The organism is Neorhizobium tunisiense (assembly GCF_039631515.1).
Classification (GTDB): Bacteria; Pseudomonadota; Alphaproteobacteria; order Rhizobiales; family Rhizobiaceae; genus Neorhizobium.
In genome coordinates this window covers 302,272-319,964 of sequence record NZ_JBDIUU010000001.1, presented here as the reverse complement: position 1 = coordinate 319,964, position 17,693 = coordinate 302,272, and the positions used below count along the sequence as shown (strand labels likewise).

22 protein-coding genes are annotated in these 17,693 nt (G+C 62.8%); 9 read left to right on the top strand and 13 right to left on the bottom strand.

Features of this window, described 5'->3' with window-relative positions:
- Positions 1–74 precede the first annotated feature (74 nt).
- The 5 genes from ABCW43_RS01700 to ABCW43_RS01680 all read left to right on the top strand — a co-directional run bounded on the left by ABCW43_RS01700 (position 75) and on the right by ABCW43_RS01680 (position 3,129).
- Positions 75–641: a thermonuclease family protein gene (locus tag ABCW43_RS01700; protein WP_345921846.1), complete on the top strand. Its 567-nt coding sequence runs from the start codon at positions 75–77 to the stop codon at positions 639–641.
- Positions 638–1,303: a uracil-DNA glycosylase family protein gene (locus tag ABCW43_RS01695; RefSeq protein ID WP_345921845.1), complete on the top strand. Its 666-nt coding sequence runs from the start codon at positions 638–640 to the stop codon at positions 1,301–1,303. Before ABCW43_RS01700 ends, ABCW43_RS01695 begins: the two co-directional genes overlap by 4 nt.
- A 48-nt stretch (positions 1,304–1,351) precedes the next feature.
- On the top strand, positions 1,352–1,840 hold the full coding sequence (locus tag ABCW43_RS01690; RefSeq protein ID WP_007771498.1) for an Lrp/AsnC family transcriptional regulator: 489 nt from the start codon (positions 1,352–1,354) through the stop codon (positions 1,838–1,840).
- A 102-nt stretch (positions 1,841–1,942) separates the two neighbouring features.
- Positions 1,943–2,359 (top strand): ester cyclase, encoded by a 417-nt coding sequence (locus ABCW43_RS01685; protein ID WP_345921844.1) that lies wholly within the window; start codon positions 1,943–1,945, stop codon positions 2,357–2,359.
- 17 nt (positions 2,360–2,376) lie between these two features.
- Positions 2,377–3,129 carry an AraC family transcriptional regulator gene (locus tag ABCW43_RS01680; RefSeq protein WP_345921843.1) on the top strand — a complete coding sequence of 251 codons (753 nt, stop codon included), beginning with the start codon at positions 2,377–2,379 and terminating at the stop codon, positions 3,127–3,129.
- Here the strand turns inward: ABCW43_RS01680 and ABCW43_RS01675 are convergent.
- The 5 genes from ABCW43_RS01675 to ABCW43_RS01655 form a co-directional block, all read right to left on the bottom strand.
- Positions 3,126–3,815: a DNA alkylation repair protein gene (locus tag ABCW43_RS01675; RefSeq protein WP_345921842.1), complete on the bottom strand. Its 690-nt coding sequence runs from the start codon at positions 3,813–3,815 to the stop codon at positions 3,126–3,128. The two genes, ABCW43_RS01680 and ABCW43_RS01675, sit on opposite strands and share 4 nt — an antisense overlap.
- A gap of 7 nt (positions 3,816–3,822) precedes the next feature.
- Entirely contained in the window at positions 3,823–4,695 is an 873-nt protein-coding gene (locus tag ABCW43_RS01670; protein WP_345921841.1) for an NAD(P)-dependent oxidoreductase, read from the bottom strand.
- 142 nt (positions 4,696–4,837) lie between these two features.
- Positions 4,838–5,248 carry a CopD family protein gene (locus ABCW43_RS01665; protein WP_345921840.1) on the bottom strand — a complete coding sequence of 137 codons (411 nt, stop codon included), beginning with the start codon at positions 5,246–5,248 and terminating at the stop codon, positions 4,838–4,840.
- Positions 5,249–5,250: 2 nt separating this feature from the next.
- Positions 5,251–5,805: a DinB family protein gene (locus tag ABCW43_RS01660; RefSeq protein WP_345921839.1), complete on the bottom strand. Its 555-nt coding sequence runs from the start codon at positions 5,803–5,805 to the stop codon at positions 5,251–5,253.
- Between the two features lie 234 nt (positions 5,806–6,039).
- Positions 6,040–6,861, bottom strand: coding sequence for a class I SAM-dependent methyltransferase (locus ABCW43_RS01655; RefSeq protein WP_345921838.1), 822 nt, complete (start codon positions 6,859–6,861; stop codon positions 6,040–6,042).
- A 124-nt stretch (positions 6,862–6,985) separates the two neighbouring features.
- Between ABCW43_RS01655 and ABCW43_RS01650 the strand changes: the two genes are divergently transcribed.
- A complete protein-coding gene (locus ABCW43_RS01650) occupies positions 6,986–7,708 on the top strand; it encodes a DUF2270 domain-containing protein (protein ID WP_345921837.1) in 723 nt (240 codons plus the stop codon).
- 19 nt (positions 7,709–7,727) lie between these two features.
- Here the strand turns inward: ABCW43_RS01650 and ABCW43_RS01645 are convergent, their stop codons facing one another.
- From ABCW43_RS01645 to ABCW43_RS01630, 4 genes are all read right to left on the bottom strand, one after another.
- A complete protein-coding gene (locus ABCW43_RS01645) occupies positions 7,728–7,991 on the bottom strand; it encodes an usg protein (protein WP_345921836.1) in 264 nt (87 codons plus the stop codon).
- 149 nt (positions 7,992–8,140) lie between these two features.
- Positions 8,141–8,971 (bottom strand): ABC transporter permease, encoded by an 831-nt coding sequence (locus ABCW43_RS01640; protein ID WP_345921835.1) that lies wholly within the window; start codon positions 8,969–8,971, stop codon positions 8,141–8,143.
- Positions 8,968–9,750 (bottom strand): ABC transporter permease, encoded by a 783-nt coding sequence (locus ABCW43_RS01635; RefSeq protein ID WP_345921834.1) that lies wholly within the window; start codon positions 9,748–9,750, stop codon positions 8,968–8,970. Before ABCW43_RS01635 ends, ABCW43_RS01640 begins: the two co-directional genes overlap by 4 nt.
- Positions 9,751–9,870: 120 nt before the next feature.
- Entirely contained in the window at positions 9,871–10,650 is a 780-nt protein-coding gene (locus tag ABCW43_RS01630; protein ID WP_345921833.1) for an ABC transporter substrate-binding protein, read from the bottom strand.
- Between the two features lie 309 nt (positions 10,651–10,959).
- On the opposite strand from ABCW43_RS01630, the gene ABCW43_RS01625 reads away from it, so the two are divergent.
- The 3 genes from ABCW43_RS01625 (at position 10,960) to ABCW43_RS01615 (ending at position 14,170) form a co-directional block, all read left to right on the top strand.
- Positions 10,960–13,368 (top strand): OmpA family protein, encoded by a 2,409-nt coding sequence (locus ABCW43_RS01625; RefSeq protein ID WP_345921832.1) that lies wholly within the window; start codon positions 10,960–10,962, stop codon positions 13,366–13,368.
- Between the two features lie 141 nt (positions 13,369–13,509).
- Positions 13,510–13,869, top strand: coding sequence for a nucleotidyltransferase domain-containing protein (locus tag ABCW43_RS01620; protein WP_345921831.1), 360 nt, complete (start codon positions 13,510–13,512; stop codon positions 13,867–13,869).
- On the top strand, positions 13,859–14,170 hold the full coding sequence (locus ABCW43_RS01615) for a HEPN domain-containing protein (RefSeq protein WP_345921830.1): 312 nt from the start codon (positions 13,859–13,861) through the stop codon (positions 14,168–14,170). Before ABCW43_RS01620 ends, ABCW43_RS01615 begins: the two co-directional genes overlap by 11 nt.
- A 174-nt stretch (positions 14,171–14,344) precedes the next feature.
- On the opposite strand, the gene mobB is transcribed toward ABCW43_RS01615, so the two are convergent.
- The 4 genes from mobB to ABCW43_RS01595 are packed head-to-tail and all read right to left on the bottom strand — an operon-like array spanning position 14,345 to position 17,676.
- On the bottom strand, positions 14,345–14,857 hold the full coding sequence (gene mobB, locus ABCW43_RS01610) for a molybdopterin-guanine dinucleotide biosynthesis protein B (RefSeq protein WP_345921829.1): 513 nt from the start codon (positions 14,855–14,857) through the stop codon (positions 14,345–14,347).
- Positions 14,854–15,492 (bottom strand): molybdenum cofactor guanylyltransferase MobA, encoded by a 639-nt coding sequence (gene mobA, locus ABCW43_RS01605; protein ID WP_345921828.1) that lies wholly within the window; start codon positions 15,490–15,492, stop codon positions 14,854–14,856. Before mobA ends, mobB begins: the two co-directional genes overlap by 4 nt.
- Positions 15,492–16,718: a multidrug effflux MFS transporter gene (locus ABCW43_RS01600; protein ID WP_345921827.1), complete on the bottom strand. Its 1,227-nt coding sequence runs from the start codon at positions 16,716–16,718 to the stop codon at positions 15,492–15,494. The genes mobA and ABCW43_RS01600 overlap by 1 nt, the downstream gene beginning before the upstream one ends.
- Before the next feature lie 52 nt (positions 16,719–16,770).
- Complete coding sequence (locus ABCW43_RS01595) at positions 16,771–17,676, bottom strand: DMT family transporter (RefSeq protein WP_345921826.1); 906 nt, start codon at positions 17,674–17,676, stop codon at positions 16,771–16,773.
- Positions 17,677–17,693 lie beyond the last annotated feature (17 nt).

Sequence of the window (17,693 nt, the reverse complement as noted above, 5' to 3'; positions counted from 1 at the left end):
CTTAAGAGAGTACTGCCGGGAAAGGTTTTGTTTGCCATTTTCCTGAAGCTTCCGTTTTCCAATAAGGCTGGATTGTGGCCAGAACGTTCAGGGTTTTTCGCGATGGCGCGGTTCTCGCCGCCTTCTTCATCCTTCTGGTGCTGATCGCCGCGAAGCTGGACAAGGCGGCCGACAGCACCGTGCGCGGTCCATTCCATGTGATCGACGGCGATACCCTCGCGGCGGGCGGTGAGCGTCTGAGGCTTCAGGGAATGGATGCACCGGAACTCGACCAGACCTGCGAGGACGACCGCGGCAGGCCATGGGCCTGCGGAGTAGAAGCGAGAAGGCTGCTGATCCGCCTTGTCGCAGGCGGCGAGGTCGAGTGCCTCGGCCGAGAGCGCGACAAATACCATCGGCTCCTGGTGCGCTGCCATTCAGGCGCGACCAGCATCAACGGCACGCTGGTGCGGCAAGGCCTCGCCATCGCCTCGGGACGTTACACGCAGGAACAGGTGGCAGCGAGGCGAGAACGGCTGGGGCTGTGGGCCGGCCAGTTCGAAAGCCCGCACGACTGGCGCGCCAGCCGCGGCATGATGGATGATATGAGCTTCGTGCAAGCGTTCATGGATTGGGTGAAGCGGATGACGGGCTGGCAATGAGCATGGATGGCATGGTCGATAGCGAGGAGGATATCGACGCGCTGACCCGCGCGATCGCGGCCTGCCGTATCTGTCGCGACGCGCCGGCGAAAGGCGAGGGCGACCGTCTGCCGCATGAGCCGCGGCCGGTCGCCGTGTTATCGAAGACGGCGCGGGTGCTGATCGCCGGGCAGGCGCCGGGGCTTCGGGTGCACGAGAGCGGGCTGCCTTTCAACGACGCTTCCGGCAACAGGCTGCGCGACTGGATGGCGGTGACCCGCGAAGAGTTCTACGATCCGGAAAAGTTTGCGATCGTGCCGATGGGCTTCTGTTTTCCGGGCTATGATGCCAAGGGCAGCGACCTGCCGCCGCGGCTCGAATGCGCCCCGCTGTGGCGCGCCCGGGTGATCGCCGCGATGCCGCAGGTCGAGCTGGTTCTCGCGGTCGGCGGTTATGCTCAAGGCTGGCATCTGGGCGACCGCCGCAGGAAAGGCATGACGGAAACGGTCCAGAACTGGCGCGATTATCTCTTTGCCAACCAGGGACCGAGGATCCTGCCGCTGCCGCATCCGAGTTGGCGCAATACCGGCTGGCTCAAAAAGAATCCGTGGTTCCAGGCGGATCTGCTGCCGGTGCTGCGACAGCATGTGGATAGCTTGATACGAGAAACAAATTTCGGTTAACTGCCGCGAATTCGGTGTATAACGAAAAATCATTTCGAAAGGACTCTGATGGACCGCCTCGACCGTAAGATACTGCGCATTCTGCAGGAAGATTCCACTCTCGCCGTCGCGGACCTCGCGAAGAAGGTCGGCCTCTCGACCACGCCTTGCTGGCGCCGCATCCAGAAGATGGAAGAGGATGGCGTCATCCGTCGCCGCGTCGCGCTGCTCGATCCGGTCAAGGTCAATACCAAGGTCACGGTTTTCGTCTCGATCCGCACCGCCAGCCACTCAATCGAATGGCTGAAGCGGTTTTCGGAAGTCGTCGTCGATTTCCCGGAAGTGGTCGAATTCTACCGCATGAGCGGCGACGTCGATTACCTGCTGCGCGTCGTCGTGCCGGACATCGGCGCCTATGATGCCTTCTACAAGCGGCTGATCGCCAAGATCGAAATCCGCGACGTTTCGTCGGTGTTTGCGATGGAGCAGATCAAGTACACGACCGAACTGCCGCTCGACTACATGATGCTGGACAACCAGAAATCGGGCGAAGAATAGTTCGCCGTTTGGCGGATCGGGATCATTTTCTGGCAGGACGGGCCGAGTTGAAACGGCCCGTTGGGTTTTACATGGGCTTCATCGAAACAGATGGAGCTCGACATGCAGGACCAAGCCAGGGCCAATAAAGCGATCATCCGCGGATATATCGAAGAGATCTGGAACCGTGGCCTGATCGACCGCTTCGGGGATTTTTTCGCAGCCGACTATCAGGAGGTCGCCTATTCGCCGGCCAGTTCGGAAGGGCACTGCGCCATGGTGGCGGTGCAGAAGCGGATCATGCCGGATGCTGTCTGGACGATCGAGCGGATGGCCGCCGAAGACGATAGCGTCATGTGCGAGCTGACATTGCGCGGCACGCACCAGGCGGCTTTCAAGGGCGTCGAACCCTCCGGCAATGCCATCCGGGTACGGGCCTATCGGTCCTTCGTCTTGAAGGACGGCAAGATCGTCCATCATTCCGCATTGCTCGACACCGCTGAACTGCTAAAGCAGATGCGGGGACAGCAGGCGGCATAGGGCAAAGTCCGGCAGCGATGGCGATGATTTCTCATGCCTATCATCGGGTGTTCGACGAGCCGTTCGAGATCGAACGGGCCTTCGATGCCGATTACCTGCTCTACGCATCGGCCGGCACCTTCGTTCTCGATATCGGCCACCGCCGCTGGATGCTGCCGCCGCAAAGGGCGGCGCTGATCGCACGGGGAACGGTAATTGCGGTGCGCGGCAAGGGGCGGGCCACGGCGTCCTCCGTCCTGTTCGGCGACAGCGAATTCGAAGCGCCGCTGCCGGCCTGCCGTGTCTTCGGTCTTTCCGATCTGGCGCGGCAGATGATCCTGCACGTCATGCGCTGGGATGCCGGGCGTGACACAGGCGGCGAAGCCGCGAATGCCTTCTTCAAGGCGCTCGCGTCCGTCGCGGGGAATCTGGCTGCGGAGGAGGACGAGACATGGTTGCCGAAACCGCGGTCACCTGGCATGGCGGTCGCCATCGACCGGATGCTGGAACATCTCGACCGGGATCTCGATTTTGGCTCCCTCGCGGTAGCGTCGCGTCTTTCGGAACGGACGCTGGCGCGGCGGTTCGATGCGGAGCTCGGCATGAGCTTTCGCGATTTCCGGCATCGGGCGCGGATGGTGAAGGCCAAGGAAATGTTGCTGGCCGGCCGGGAACCGATCACGGAAATCGGCCTCGCCTGCGGGTTCGAAAGCACGAGTTCCTTCATCAAAGCCTTCAGGACGTTTGCAGGTGCGACGCCGCGGCAATACCGGATTGGAAAAACCGGCTAAGCCTTCAGCCGCGCCAGAAGCTTCTCGCCCGACAATTCCTTCACCGCATCCTTGCCGATCCAGCGGGCGGTCTTGTCGCTCGAAGCGGCGAGTTTTTCGGAAAGCTTGAGGGCAGGGGCGTGGCAGGTGCGGTTGCGCTTGCCGATATTGCGGAGCGCCCAGTTGGCCGCCTTCCTGACGAAATTGCGCGGGTCGGTAGAACACGTCTCGATCAGCGGCAGATAGGCGATGAAGGTTTCGTCCGGCTCCTGTTTGCGATGCACGGCGGCACCGGCGATCATCGCAAACGCGGTGCGGCGGATGAATTCGCGCTCGTCCCCGGCGAATTCGGCGATCAGTTCCTGCCAGTACGGTGTTTCGGTAAAAAGGTCGGCGGCGGTATCGACGATTTCCCAGGAGGCGAAATCCTCCGACCATCCACGCGCCTCGGCTGGCGTCAGCGACGCGGGATCGGCGGTATAGATCGCGAGCATCCGGGCTTCGCGAACGCCGGTGCGCCAGAGATCCAGCGCCCGGCCGTGGTCGCGCTTGATCGCCCGCGCGATCTTCTGCAGGTCGGGATTGGAAATGCCGACGGCCCGGTCGGTGACGATGCCGAAACGGGCCATCCCCAAGATGTTCTCCTCCGAGCGCAGCGTTTCGAGATGCGCGATGATCCCGGCGACGTCGGAGGAGGGGCCGAGCACGGCCGGCCTATTTCTTTTCGAGCCGTGCGAGCAGCGAGGACGTATCCCAGCGTTTGCCGCCCATCGCCTGAACGTCGCCGTAGAACTGGTCGACGAGGGCCGTGACCGGCAGCTTGGCGCCATTGCGGCGGGCTTCGGTCAGTACGATGTCGAGATCCTTGCGCATCCAGTCGACCGCAAAGCCGAAATCGTATTTGCCGGCATTCATGGTCTTGTAGCGGTTCTCCATCTGCCAGGAGCCGGCCGCCCCCTTGGAAATCACCTCGATGACCTTTTCGATGTCGAGGCCGGCCTGCTTGCCGAAATGGATCGATTCGGCCAACCCCTGGACGAGGCCGGCGATGCAGATCTGGTTCATCATCTTGGTGAGCTGGCCGCTGCCCGCCGGACCCATGAGGCCGACCATGCGGGCATAGGCGTCGATCACCGGCTTGGCCTTTTCAAACACCGCCTCGTCGCCGCCGCACATGACGGTGAGCACGCCGTTTTCGGCACCCGCCTGGCCGCCGGAGACCGGTGCGTCGATAAAGCCGACGCCCTTTTTCCGTGCCGCGGCGTCGAGCTCGCGGGCGACTTCGGCGCTGGCGGTGGTGTTGTCGATCAGGATGGCGCCCGGTTTCATGCCGGCGAGAACGCCGGTCTCGGTGATTGTCACCGAGCGGAGATCGTCGTCATTGCCGACGCAGACGAACACGAAATCGGCATCCGTGGCCGCTTCGGCCGGCGTGGCTGCTGCCTTGCCGCCGAACTTGGCTGCCCAGTCATCGGCCTTGGCAGCCGTGCGGTTGTAGACGGTCACGTCATGGCCGCCCTTGACCTTGAGATGCCCGGCCATGGGATAACCCATCACCCCGAGACCGATGAATGCCACTTTCGCCATGCTGAACCTCCACAATTTTGTTGGGCAGAGGATTAGAGCAAAGCGGCCGTCCGGAAAAGCGCAGTTCGGTGAAAAGCGCAGATTTCGAGCGGTGGTTCCGTTGGCCGGACGCTGAAAATTGCCAGAGACCGGCCGCCGCAGCTCAGAACGGTTTGATGACCGCGAGCGCGACGATGACGACGACCGAGCCGAGCACGATCGGCAGGCCGGCGCGCACGAAGGCTGGCGGGTCGAGATGCGGATCGGCTTCCATGCGGCGCATCCAGGCGCCCTGCATGCCATGCAGCGCCGACAGTATGAGGACGATCAGGAACTTAAAGCCGAACCAGCCGGACGTATAGAAGCCGTAGCCGAAGGCGAGCCACAGGCCGAACAGCCAGGCGCCGCCGAGAGCGGCCGTGGTGACGGTGCGGTCGTATTTCCTGAGCGCCGAGATCACGCCGGTGCGGATGGTCGGCGGCACCATGCCGATGACGAAGGCGTTGATCAGCATGCCGCCGATCAGCAGGAAGTCGGACAGAATGTGCAGGGCCTTGATGACGAAATACAGCATGGTCAACTCCAGATCATGGCTTCGGTGAAGCCCAGTTCGGCAAAATCTTGTTTTCTCAATTGGTCTTCGCCCGCGCAGAAGAACTCGTCGAGCTGCGGCGGTTGAACGGTGGTTCCCGACAGCATAGCGTGAACCTGGCCGCGATGATGGATCTGGTGCTGGAAGAGATGCATCAGCAGGCGATCGGCAGCTTCGACCTGCACGAAGGTCTCCCGGGGAATGCGGATTTCCTCGGCGACGGTTTTCTCATCCAGGCTTCGACAGTGATCGATGAGGCGGCGGTCGGCGGCGCGCTGTTCGCGATCGAGATCGGCAAACAGGGGACACGGGATTTCCGGCTCGAAGGCGGCGGGGCCGAGGCAATTGCCTTCGAGCGCGCTGATATAGAGCCAATCGACGGTCAGGATATGGTTGAGGGTATGGATGATCGACGGGAAGAAGCTGACCCGCGTCGCATCCAGCTCTTCGCGCGAAAGCTCTCCGCAGGCTTTCAGCAGCCGGTGGTTGGCCCAGGCATTGTTATAGGCCTGGGCAAGAAGATAGCGCTGCGGCGTCATCCGAATCCCTCCGTTGCGGAGGCAAACTATCGATGAAGAGGGACGATGAGAAGATGGGTTGCTGAGCTTATGATGTCGCGGGCAGAAGGCTTGCCGGGCCGACGGTGTCGACCCGGAAATAGAGCAAGTCAAGGCCGGCGCGGATATCCGCGCGCCGGAAGCCTGTCAGTTGCTCCGTTTGCGGTGACGGCCAGCAATCGAGAACATCATGGGCCGAGATTCAGCCCGCGATTATCAAGACTTCACGATCAGCCGCGCAATCACTAGGTGGCCCGGGGTCGGGTTGCCGTCCTGCATCCGCACGTTGATGTCGGAGATTTCGAGGAGATCGAAGCCGGTGGCGGCGAGGCGTTCGCGGATATAGGTTTCGGAATGGGCGAAACGCTGGTGCGGGCCGACGATGTAGGGCCGGCCGGCAAAGCTCTCGTCAGGCAGGGTCTCCGAGGAGAAGATGAACAGGCCGCCGGGAGCCATGTTTTCTGCCGCGCCGAAGAACAGCGGCTCCAGGGCGCCGAGATAGGGCAGCACGTCGGTGGCGGTCACCAAGTCAAAGGGCTCGTCGTCATTGTCTTCGAGGAAATCCTCGACTTCCGCGACGTAAAGCGTCTCGTAGAGATCCTTTTCGTGCGCGATTTCAACCATGTTTTCGGAAATGTCGATGCCGGTAATGTCGTCGACCATGTCGCGCAGCGTGCCGCCGGTAAGCCCCGTGCCGCAGCCGAGATCGAGCATCCGCTTGAACGGCCCGAGCTTCAGCTCCTGTAGGCGCTGGCGCACGATCACAGGCACGGCGTAACCCAGCTGCTCGACGAGAATGTCCTCGAAGCTTTCGGCGTGCTGGTCGAACAAAGTTTCGACATAGGCGTCCGGCGCCTTGGGGGGCGTCTCGCCGCGGCCCATGGCGGCGATGCGCACGGCGGCACCGCCATGGTCCTCGGGATCGAGTTCGAGCACCTGCTCGTAGGCCTCGACGGCCGCGTCGATATCGCCCGCCTTCTCCAGCGCCAGCGCACGGTTATAGGCCTCTGCCAGGGCTTCCTCGTCGATCTTCTTCATGGCTCGCGTCCTTCGTTTCGCAAGCGGCTTTAAGCCGATGGCCGGCATTTGTCCATCAGCCGGAACAGGGCGGGTGCTCATTCGTTGAAGAGATAGATCTGGGAAACGCCTTCGGGAGAACGTCATGCCTGCCGATCAGGCTCAGAGCGTGCTGGAGCAGAATGTCGAACGACGCGCGCCGTCGCTGCCGATTACCTCTGCCGAGAAGGCCAACATGATCATCCATTATTATCGCGGCGAGCTTGGCCGGATGACCAGCTGGCGCGATCGGATCGATCGCACCACGAACTGGTCGATCACGGTGGTGGCAGCGCTGCTGTCGGTCTCGTTGTCGACGCCGACCTCGCATCACGGCGTGGTTCTGTTTGCGATGCTGCTGATCTCGCTGCTTCTCCTGATCGAAGCACGGCGCTACCGCTTTTTCGACGTCTACCGCGCAAGGGTTCGCAGGTTGGAACGCCATTATTTCGCGCAGGCGCTTTATCCGCAGGCGGACCTCAAGCCAGACTGGGCACAGGCGATCGCCACGAGCCTGCGCAATCCCTGTTTCCTGATCAGCTACCGGGAAGCGTTGTTTCGCCGGGTAAGGCGCAATTACGTGTGGATGTATGCCATCCTGCTGATGGCGTGGCTTCTGAAGATCTCGACACCCAAACTCCTGCCCAACGATACCCAGGCGGATGTCGTCTTCTCATGGTCGGAGGCGGTCAACAACGCAGCACTCGGTCCGCTGCCGGGATGGAGCGTGATTGCGCTCGTCGCGGCCCTTTATGCCGCCGTGATTTTCTCGGCCCTGCATCGCGAGCCGGACGACGGCGAACTCGCCCATGGCGAAGTGCACGTCTGAAGGGCGAGGCCGCTATTCTCTAGTGCAGGATGATCTCGCCCTTCACCGCCCGCCATTCGCTGGCCGAAATCAGCTTGCGGTGGACATAGCGGACGGAATGCAGCGGGCCGTCGAGTTTCTCCTGCCAGAATTTCAGAAAACCGTTCATCTCCGGAAAATCCGGGGCGAGGTCGTAGTTCTGCCAGACATAGCTTTGCAGCAGCGCGGGATGGTCCGGCATGCGGTAGAAGATCTGGGCGGTCGTCAGCCCGTATCCTTTCAGCATCATTTCCATTTCAGACATGCAGCAGTTCCCGTTGTTGTTTCGAGTTGACGTCGTTGCGTCACCCGATAGGGGAGCATGCCACGGTTAACCGAAGCTTTACAATTGCACCTTAAGAGCATATTCGCGATAATTTACAGTATGTTAGCAGCTCTTCTCCGTGAGTGCTGCTAACGCTTCAGGTGGCGCGTCAGACGGGCCTCGATGAAGGCCCAGAGGTGCCGCAGCGCCTCGACGATGGCGAGATAGAAGATCGCCGCCCATAGGTAGCTCTGGTAGTCGAACGTGCGCGAGAAGGCATAGCGCGTCTCGCCCATCAGGTCATAGACGGTAACGATCGCGACGACGGCGGATCCCTTGATCAAGAGCACGATCTCGTTGCCGTAAGGGCGCAGCGCGACGATCAGCGCCTGGGGCAGGATGACCTTGCGGAAAGCATTGCGTTTCGAGAGACCGAGTGCGGCCGCCCCTTCGTGCTGGCCGCGCGGCACGCTTTCGATCGCGCCGCGCAGGATTTCCGCCTGGTAGGCCGCGGTGTTGAGCGTCAGCGAGAAAAGGCCGCAATACCAGGCTTCGCGAAAGAACCACCAGAGGCCGACGGATTCGAGCTGCGGGCGGAAGCTGCCCAGCCCGTAATAGATCAGGAAGAGCTGGGCGAGCAGCGGCGTGCTTCGAAACACGTAGACATAGGCATAGGCGATGCCGTTCAGCGTCTTGCTTCTCGACATCCGCGCAAAGGCGATCGGGGTCGAGAGGATGGCGCCGAGGATGACGGCGAGGCCGACCAGCGAGATGGTGGTCCAGAGGCCGTGGAGGTAACGCGGGCCGTAGCGCTGGAATTTGTCCTGATCCCAGCCGTTGATCATCATGAAGGCGAGCGCGATCGCAAGGGCTACCCAAAGCAAGAGGACGGCGATGCCGGCAACACGCGCCGGCGCTAGCGACCTGACGGCCAGGGCCGGAGGCGCGCGGGGCGGGATCAGTTCCCTGACGTAACTCATCGCGGCCCCTCCGAGCGTTTCGCCCAGCGCTCGACGAAGCCGAGGCCGACGGACGAGATCATCGCAAGGATCAGATAGAGCAGGCATGCGATGCTGTAGAAGAAGAAGGCTTCCTTGCTGACGCGCGCCGCAATGCCGGTCTGGCGCAGGATGTCGGCAAGCCCGATGACCGAGACATAGGAGGTGTCTTTGAGCAGGATCAGCCAGAGGTTGGTAAGGCCGGGCAGCGCGATGCGGATGAGCTGCGGCAGGATGACGAGAAGCATGGTGCGCGAACGATGGAGACCGAGTGCATCGCCTGCCTCGTACTGGCCACGCGGGATCGCCCTGAAGGCCGACAGCAGGACCTCGGAGGAATAGGAGGAGAAGACGACGGCGAGCGCCGCCATGCCGGCGAAAAAGGCGTTGATCTCGACGCGCCCCTCGTACCCGAAGAAGGCGAGCACCGCCTGGATGAGGATCTGCAGGCCGTAATAGACGATGAACAGGGTCAGCAGTTCCGGCAGACCGCGGAAGATCGTCGTGTAGATGCCGGCGGCAAGCCGGAGCAGCTTTTCTTCCGACTGGGCGGCCAGCGCGATCAGGAAGCCGATGATCAGGCCGACGGGAAGGGTGGCCAGCGCGAGCGTGATGGTCACCTTGACGCCGAACGCAATCTCGTCGCCCCATCCGGCTTCGCCGCAGGCCACCAGGCTATTGGAACCAAGGAGTGAAAAAAGCCCGACAGGCCCGCAAAGCGGATCAAGCGCCGAAAAGAGGGCGGAAAAGAATCCGCTCATAAGGTCGTTTTCCCCTGCGGCCTTTTTGTGTGCCGCTTTTGTCTTGTGTTGACGCCATTAAAAAGAAAAACGGCGGAAGGGCAAGCCTCCCGCCGCGCGGTAACCGGGTTCTCCGGTCGATTACTGGCCGTAGGCGTCGAAATCGAAATACTTGTCGTTGATGGCCTTGTATTTGCCGTTGGCGCGGATCGCGAGGATCGCGGCCGAGAACTTGTCGGCCAGCGCCGTTTCGCCCTTGCGGACCGCAATGCCCGCACCTTCGCCGTTGATCTCGACGTCGATCGGCAGGGGGCTGAGGATCTTGCAGCACTTGCCGGCGTCCGACTTGATCCACTGCGACAGCACGACGATATCGTCGATGACGGCGTCGATACGGCCATTGGTGATGTCGAGCTTGTATTCGTCAGCCGTGGGATACAGCTTCAGCTCCGAGTCGGGCATATGCTTTTCGGCATAGTTCGAATGGGTGGTGGAGCCCTGCGCGCCGATCGTCTTGCCCTTGAGGCCGGCGGCGGTCGCTTCCTTGATCGGCGAATCCTTCGGGACGGCGATGGCCGGCGGCGTGTTGTAATATTTCTTGGAGAAGGTGACCTGCTCCTTCCGCTCGGGGGTGATCGACATGGAAGCGATGATCGCATCGAATTTCTTCGACTGCAGCGCCGGGATGATGCCGTCCCAGTCATTGGTGACGAAGGTGCAGGTGACCTTCATCTCGTCGCAGAGCGCCTTGGCGATATCGACGTCGAAACCGGTGAGCTGACCGTTGGCTTCCAGGTTGTTGAAGGGCGGGTAGGCGCCTTCGGTGCCGATCACGAGTTTCTCCTGCGCCATCGCCGAACCGGCGAAAAGCGACAGGGCGGCGATCGAGGCGGCAGCAAGGAATCGGGTGGAAATGTTCATGTTGATCCTCTCTGTTGGCAACCTGCGGTGTTGGTCTTTTTCGGCCGCAGGGAGACGGGGCACGCGTAGAGGCGCGCTCCGAATGGATTTTTAGATACCTGCTCGGGAAAAATTGCAACGGCATTTTACGTGCACGTCTAGTTGCCCTCAGTCGATGAACAACACATTCATGCGAGGTTCAGGCCCGCCGCAACAGGCTGCAAGGGAACCATTTTGGTGCAATTCAGTTGAGCCGCCGCGCAAGTCCGCCGAAAAACGGCAATAAAGGACACGCATGAAAGGGATGACACCCTAGAAGAGGAAATGTCCATGTCGAAAAAATTCAGACTGTTCGCCAGTGTCGCAGCACCTTTCGTGTCGCTGCCGCTGATGCTTCAGCCGGCCGGTGCTGTCCCCTTGAAACCCGCGATGGAGACGAGACCCGCCATCGAGGCGGGCCGGATGCCGGGCGTCATCGAAGTCCAGCAGCAGATCATCATCCCTCCGGAAGCGCAGGAAGGCGAGGGGCAGCCGCGTCCGCGCCGCAAGCCGCAGGAGGAGCAAAAGCAGGCCCCGCAGGCCGAACGACCGCAGGCACCGCCCCAGGCCCAACAGCAGGAACAGCCGCAGCGCCAGCGCAAGGCTGAGCCGGAAGCCGCCCCGCGTGAGGCTGCCCCACGTGAGGCTGCTCCGCGCGAAGCCGCACCTCGCCAGGCTCCGCAGGTCGAGCGTCCGGCAGCCGAGGCGCCCGCTCAGGAACGTCCGCGCCGCCAGCAGCAGGAGACCGGCCAGGGTCAAGGTCAGGGCGGAAACGACGCTCAGCCGCGCCGCCAGCGCGAGCAGGCGACACCCCAGACCGAGCCGCCGGCCGCAAAGGAAGCCCAACAGCCGAAGGCAGCTCCGGCTGAAAAGCAGGCCGAAACGCCGAAGCCGGAACGGCCCGCAACCAATCGCGCCGCAACCCCGGAAGCAGCACCTGAGGCTCCCTTGCGCCGCGACGCCCAGCAGCCGAAGGCTGCGCCGGCCGAGAAGCAGGCCGAAACCCCGAAGCCCCAGCCGCCTGCCACCAATCGTGCCGCGACGCCGGAAGCGACACCTGAAAAGCCGGCCAGCGGCAATGCCCAGCAGCCCAAGGCAGCTCCCGCTGAAAAGCAGGCCGAAACACCAAAGCCGACACAGCCGCCGGCTACCGATCGCGCCACGGCTCCGGGGGCAGCACCTGAAAATCCGGCTCGCGGCAACGCAACCGGCCAGGCACCTGGACAAGTTCCCGGACAGGCTCCGGGCACCGGAACCGCGCAGGACAGGCGCAACCAGCAGCCGCCGGTAAATGACCAGGCCGCCCCGGGCCAGCCGCCTGCCGGCGAGACGCCGCGCCGACAGACCACCGACGGACAGCCAGTGGTGCCTCAGGGTCAGCCGGTGCCGGGCCAGCCGCAGGGCCAGCAGGCGACCGGAGCCCAGCCGGGCACCCAGCCGACCGCGCCCCAGACTGCGACTACGCCCCAGCAGGTCGAACGCGCCAAGGAGCTCGCGAAGGATCCCGCTGCGGCCAAGAGCGGAGAGCAGGTCGTGTTGCCCGTTCAGAACGGTGCCGCCGTGCTCGACAGCGCCAAGGAGGCGCCTTCCGCACGCCCGCTGCGGGATGGAGAGCGTCCGCGCCGTCAAGCTCCGCAGCAGGCCGACCAGCAGCAGCTTGCACCGCCGAAGTCCGATGCAGAGGCTCAGGGCAGCACGCGTGTCACCCGTGAGCAGCAGCAGGAGTTTCGTCAGCTGTCCGAAGAGCGCGGCCAGCGCCTCGACCAGCGTCCGCAGTTCGAACGGCCCCGCGGCTGGGAGTTCCGCGATACGGCGGGTCGTGACCGCAACGGCGCTCGCGACCGCGACCGGGATGGCGGCCGCGTGATCATCTCGATCGACAACCAGACCGTGGTTCGCCATGACGACAGCCGTCGCTTCTACAACGATCGCGATCGGGCGCCGCAATACGAGCAGCTCCGCGACGGCCGGGTGCGCGAAATCATCGTGCGCGACGACGGTACGCGGATCGTTACCGTCCGCAACAGCTATGGCGAGATCGTCCAGCGCTCGCGTATCGTCAGGGGCGGCGAGGAATACGTTCTCTATTATTCGCCGGAGCTGATGGATAACCGCCGTGGCCGCGACTACGTCTGGCGCGATCCGGGCGACGACCTGCCGCCGATGCGGCTGAGCGTGCCGCTCGACGACTACATCATCGACACCTCGACCGACCCGGACCGGGATTATTACGAGTTCCTGGAGCAGCCGCCGGTCGAGCGGGTCGAGCGGGTCTATTCGATGGACGAAGTCCGCTATTCCGCCCGCATCCGGGACAAGGTGCCGCGTATCGACCTGGATACGATCACCTTTGCCACCGGCAGTGCCGAAATCCCGATGAACCAGGCGAGCTCGCTGCGCAAGGTAGCCGATGCGATCAACAAGGTTCTGAAGCGGGATCCTTCCGAAACCTTCCTGATCGAAGGTCATACGGATGCCGTCGGCTCTGACGACAGCAACCTCGTCCTCTCCGACGAGCGCGCCGAAAGCGTTGCGCGGGTGCTGACGGACGCATTCGGCATCCCGCCGGAAAACCTGGCGACCCAGGGTTACGGCGAACGTTACCTCAAGGTCCGCACCGACGGTCCGGAACAGGAAAACCGCCGCGTGACCGTGCGCCGCATCACGCCGCTGGTCAAACCGGTCGCTTCGAACCAGTAAGGTTCGGGTACCTCAAGCCAAAGCCGCCGGAGCGATCCGGCGGTTTTTTGCGTAGGTGATGGCGTCATATGCTGCGGCCGTTGGAAAATAGCGGCCGGGCGGCTATATTGGGTATTCAGGAAAGTGGTATGGAGCAGCCATGTGAGCGTTGTTGCCGAGCATTTGGATGGCAGGATCTTGCCGGCCGGCGAGTTTCCTGAGCTGGCGAAGTTGCTGAAGCGCATCGAAGAGGCATATAGGCCAATAGATGTCATCCTCTATGGAAGCCGTGCGCGGGGAGAAGCCACGAGCACCAGTGATTGGGACTTGAAGGTCATCGTTCCAGATGACTCACCAGATCGTCTGTTCTCCCCGATGTTCGGGTGGAAAATTCAAGAAGGTTCCGGAGTATATGCCGACGTTTCGTGCGCGCGGCTATCCGAGTTTCGCTCGGATCTGGAAGTGGCTAACTCTGCAGCGAGTCATATCGTGCAGGACGGTATCGTCCTCGATGTCCGCTGAGCTTCACATCGCAAACTCTCTTCGGCTGGCTCACGACGATCTCGAGGCCGCGGAGGCACTCGCCAAAATCCGTAACCGAAATGATGCTTACCATGCTCAGCAGGCTGCCGAGAAAATCCTGATCGCCCTTTTGACCTCGGAAGGTATCCGTGCGGAACGGAAGGATTCTCACCGCCTCGACGTCTTGCGGGATCTGCTTCCAGACGCGAACACGTTCAAGCAACGCTTCGTCGAACTTACTTTTTTTGACCGCCTATGCGACAACGTACCGTTACCCCAAGGATGCCGGGCGCCTTCCTGACCGGCCTGACCAGGACAAGCTCGACGGTGCAATCGGGAATCTGCGGCATGTGCTCGATGATGTGGCGGCGCACTTCGGCGTGGGGCTGACTGACTCGGAGCGTGTTCCGGCGGCGACCTCGGCTGCTCCGCGTTTGAAACATTGAACGCTTCCTTGTAGAGCCCAGGGCAAGGCCTAACTGCCAAGCCCCGTCACCTGTGCGATGAAATCGGCGATCGCGTTCGTATCGTCGAGGTCGAAGACGGGGATGGCGGCATCCGGGACCGGATGGTCGGCGGCAATGGCGACGATATGGGGATCGCTCGGCGCAAGCGGTTCACGGTTGTTCGCCTCGAGGCGGCGGGCTTCGATCTTCGGGACGGGCTCGCGTTTGTAGCCCTCGATCAGCACCAGATCGCAGGGGGCTAGGCGGGAGAGGATTGCCTCGAAGCTCGGCTCCGGCGCGCCGCGCAGTTCGTGCATGATCGCAAAGCGGGTGCCGGAAACGATCGCCACTTCGTGGGCTCCGGCCTGGCGGTGGCGGAAGGAGTCCGCCCCCACCTTGTCTATGTCGAAATCGTGGTGGGCGTGTTTGATCGTCGAGATCGCGTAGCCGCGGCGTGTGAACTCCGCCACCAGCCGCACCGCCAGCCCTGTCTTGCCGGAGTTCTTCCAGCCGGAAATGCCAAAGATGCGGGGAGGGGTCATGAAAGCTCCTCGGCGAAACGACGCGCCTCTTGAAGATCCTCGGGCGTGTTGATGTTGAAGAAGGGATCGAGCAATCCCTGTGGCGTCTCGACCATCGGGAACTCGACGGGCACCGTGGGGTGACGCTGCAGGAACGCCTTGATCCGCCGGTTGCCGGGGTCGGAGAGCCAGGTTTCCAGATCGTCGGAGATGGAAACCGGCCAGAGCCCGAAGACCGGATGATCTCGGCCGTCGGAGGCGGGGATGACGATCGCGTTCGGACCGCCCGCCTCAGATTCGAGCCGGCGCGCCAGATCGGCGGGTACAAAGGGGCTGTCGGAGGGGACCGTGAGAAGATGGGTTGCCTGAAGGCCGCAGGTCCGGATGTCGCGCAGGCCGGCGAGCACGCCGGCAAGCGGGCCGATCTGGCCGGGAATTTGGTCCGGCAGGAGGCGCAAACCGAGCGGATTGGGGAAACCCGAAGGCGCGTTCAGGGCAATCTCCGAGACCTGGGGTAACAGCCGCCGCACCACATGGCCGAGGATCGTGTCGCCGCCGATGGTGAGAAAAGCCTTGTCGGTGCCCATGCGACTCGATTTGCCGCCGGCAAGGACCAGGCAGGGAGGCAGGATGGGAGGGGCGGCAGGTGCTGTCATCAGCCGTCGTCCCTGGTCGGGATCGCGCCTTCGCGGCGGTCGATCTGCCGGACATAGACGGTGGCGGCGAGCGCAAGCACGGTCGTGACGCCCATGACCACGAGAAGCGGCATGGCGCCGCTCTCTTCCTTAAGTAACGCCGCGGCAAGTGTCGACAGCGCGGCACCGCCACCGACGGTGATCGCGCCGCCGAGGCCGGAAGCGGAGCCCGCGAGGTGCGGTCGCACGCTGACGATGCCGGCATTGGAGCTCGGAAGGGTGAGGCCGTTGCCGACGCCGGTCAGTGCCAGAGGCGCGAAGAAGGCGAGCGGCCAGGGCGCTTCCGCGACGAGGAATCCGGCGGTGATGAGAACGCCCACAAGGCTGACCAGGCTGCCGGAGATCATCATCGTCATCGTGCCGAACTGGCGGGTATAGCGGCCCGAAATGAAGTTGCCGATCATGTAGCCGGCCGCGATCAGGAAGAATTGCGCGCCGAGCATGGTCGGCGACAGATGATAGATCGCCGTGCCGACGAAGGGCGCGCCGCCGAGGAACGAGAAGAACACGCCCGACGAGAATGTCGATGTGAATGTATAGCCCCAGAAGCGGCGCGAGCGAAAAAGGTCCGGCCAGCTGCGGAACTGGGCGGTGAAGCTGGCGGCCGGTGCGTGGTTCGTTTCGCCCAGATCGGTGAAGACGAGCGTCAGGGTCAGAAGGCCAAGGCCGAGCATCAGCGCGAAATTCGCCTCCCAGCCGAACATGTCGTTGAGCGCGCCGCCGATCGTCGGGCTGATCATCGGCACCAGCGACATGCCCATGGTCACATAGGCGATCATCGAGGCGGCGCTCTCCATCGGCACCGTGTCGCGGATGATCGCACGCGGCAGGACGAAGCCGGCAACGACCGCCGTCTGCAGCAGCCTTCCGATCATGAAGACGGTGACGTTTGCGGCCATCAGGCAGATCACGGTGCCGAGCAGCATGATCAGGATGCTGCCGATCATCACCCGGCGGCGGCCGAAGAGGTCGGAAAGCGGACCGAGCACCAGCTGCAGCACGGCGGTGCCGGCGATATAACCGGAGACGGCCAGCTGCATGACGGCATAGTCGGTGCCGAAATGGATCGCCATGGCGGAAAGGGACGGCAGGAAGACATTCAGCGACAGGGCGGCAAGTCCGGCGCAGACGACGAGCGTCAGGATATGGGGCGGGGTTCGTCTATCCAGAAATCGGCTTTGCTGCACGTCGTCTTGTCCTTTTACGCCCGCCTTTCGGTTCTTCCATTCCGGCTCTTCCTCAGGCCGGCGGGGCGGCAGCGGCCTTGTCGGTGGTGATGCCCTGCCGCTTACGCTCGCGATAGAAGGTGTAAAGGCCGGAACCGATAACGACTGCCGCGCCCACGAGCATATAGGTGTTCGGATGTTCGCCGAAGACGAAAATGCCAATGATCAAGGCCCAGAGCAGACCGGTATAGCGGAAGGGCGCGATGAAGGAGATCTCGCCCGTCCGCATCGATTGGATGATCGCCTGGTAGCCAGCGAAAACCAGCACGGACGCAAATGCCAAGTGTCCCAGCGCATAAGCGCTGACCGGCTGCCAGCCGCCCATCGGCACAACCAGGATTGCCCCGACAACGGTGTTGGCGAGGGAGGTGAAGAGCGTCACCGTCAACGAAGGAATGTCGGCCTTGATGCGTTTGGTGGTGAGATCGCGGCATGCCGTAAAACAACAGGCGATGACGGCGAGCAGGGCTGCCGGCGTAAAACCTTCCGGGCCTGGGCGAATGATGATGAGCACGCCGAGGAAACCGATGCCGATCGCCGTCCAGCGCCGCCAGCCGACCGGCTCGCCCAGAAAGAGTGCCGCCCCCAACGTCACGGCGAGCGGCAGTGCCTGCAAGATCGATGAAATCGCGGCAAATTCGATAAGGGCCAATGCCGAGAGGAAGGTCAGGGTGGCTCCGAGCTCGAAGAACGTGCGCAGCAGCACCAGCGGATGCATGACCGCCCTGGCCGACAGGGTGACGCCCATGTAGCGCGCTACGCAGTAGATCAGCAGTGTCGCCATGACACCGCGTACTGCCATGATCTGGGGGATGCTGAGTTCCGGGGTGACCGACTTTACCAGCGCATCGTTGCAGGTGAAAGCCGCCATGGCGAGCGACATGAACAGTGCGCCCCGCGAATTTTCAGACCATGCCATCTGCGAGATTCCTCCGG

Coding starts and splice junctions, on each gene's coding strand:
- ABCW43_RS01630 (WP_345921833.1), bottom strand. CDS start 10,650: ATGAACATTTCCACCCGATTCCTTGCTGCCGCCTCGATCGCCGCCCTG.
- ABCW43_RS01685 (WP_345921844.1), top strand. CDS start 1,943: ATGCAGGACCAAGCCAGGGCCAATAAAGCGATCATCCGCGGATATATC.
- ABCW43_RS01665 (WP_345921840.1), bottom strand. CDS start 5,248: ATGCTGTATTTCGTCATCAAGGCCCTGCACATTCTGTCCGACTTCCTG.
- ABCW43_RS01650 (WP_345921837.1), top strand. CDS start 6,986: ATGCCTGCCGATCAGGCTCAGAGCGTGCTGGAGCAGAATGTCGAACGA.
- ABCW43_RS01660 (WP_345921839.1), bottom strand. CDS start 5,805: ATGACGCCGCAGCGCTATCTTCTTGCCCAGGCCTATAACAATGCCTGG.
- mobB (WP_345921829.1), bottom strand. CDS start 14,857: ATGACCCCTCCCCGCATCTTTGGCATTTCCGGCTGGAAGAACTCCGGC.
- ABCW43_RS01640 (WP_345921835.1), bottom strand. CDS start 8,971: ATGAGTTACGTCAGGGAACTGATCCCGCCCCGCGCGCCTCCGGCCCTG.
- ABCW43_RS01595 (WP_345921826.1), bottom strand. CDS start 17,676: ATGGCATGGTCTGAAAATTCGCGGGGCGCACTGTTCATGTCGCTCGCC.
- mobA (WP_345921828.1), bottom strand. CDS start 15,492: ATGACAGCACCTGCCGCCCCTCCCATCCTGCCTCCCTGCCTGGTCCTT.
- ABCW43_RS01690 (WP_007771498.1), top strand. CDS start 1,352: ATGGACCGCCTCGACCGTAAGATACTGCGCATTCTGCAGGAAGATTCC.
- ABCW43_RS01635 (WP_345921834.1), bottom strand. CDS start 9,750: ATGAGCGGATTCTTTTCCGCCCTCTTTTCGGCGCTTGATCCGCTTTGC.
- ABCW43_RS01615 (WP_345921830.1), top strand. CDS start 13,859: ATGTCCGCTGAGCTTCACATCGCAAACTCTCTTCGGCTGGCTCACGAC.
- ABCW43_RS01625 (WP_345921832.1), top strand. CDS start 10,960: ATGTCGAAAAAATTCAGACTGTTCGCCAGTGTCGCAGCACCTTTCGTG.
- ABCW43_RS01680 (WP_345921843.1), top strand. CDS start 2,377: ATGGCGATGATTTCTCATGCCTATCATCGGGTGTTCGACGAGCCGTTC.
- ABCW43_RS01655 (WP_345921838.1), bottom strand. CDS start 6,861: ATGAAGAAGATCGACGAGGAAGCCCTGGCAGAGGCCTATAACCGTGCG.
- ABCW43_RS01645 (WP_345921836.1), bottom strand. CDS start 7,991: ATGTCTGAAATGGAAATGATGCTGAAAGGATACGGGCTGACGACCGCC.
- ABCW43_RS01695 (WP_345921845.1), top strand. CDS start 638: ATGAGCATGGATGGCATGGTCGATAGCGAGGAGGATATCGACGCGCTG.
- ABCW43_RS01670 (WP_345921841.1), bottom strand. CDS start 4,695: ATGGCGAAAGTGGCATTCATCGGTCTCGGGGTGATGGGTTATCCCATG.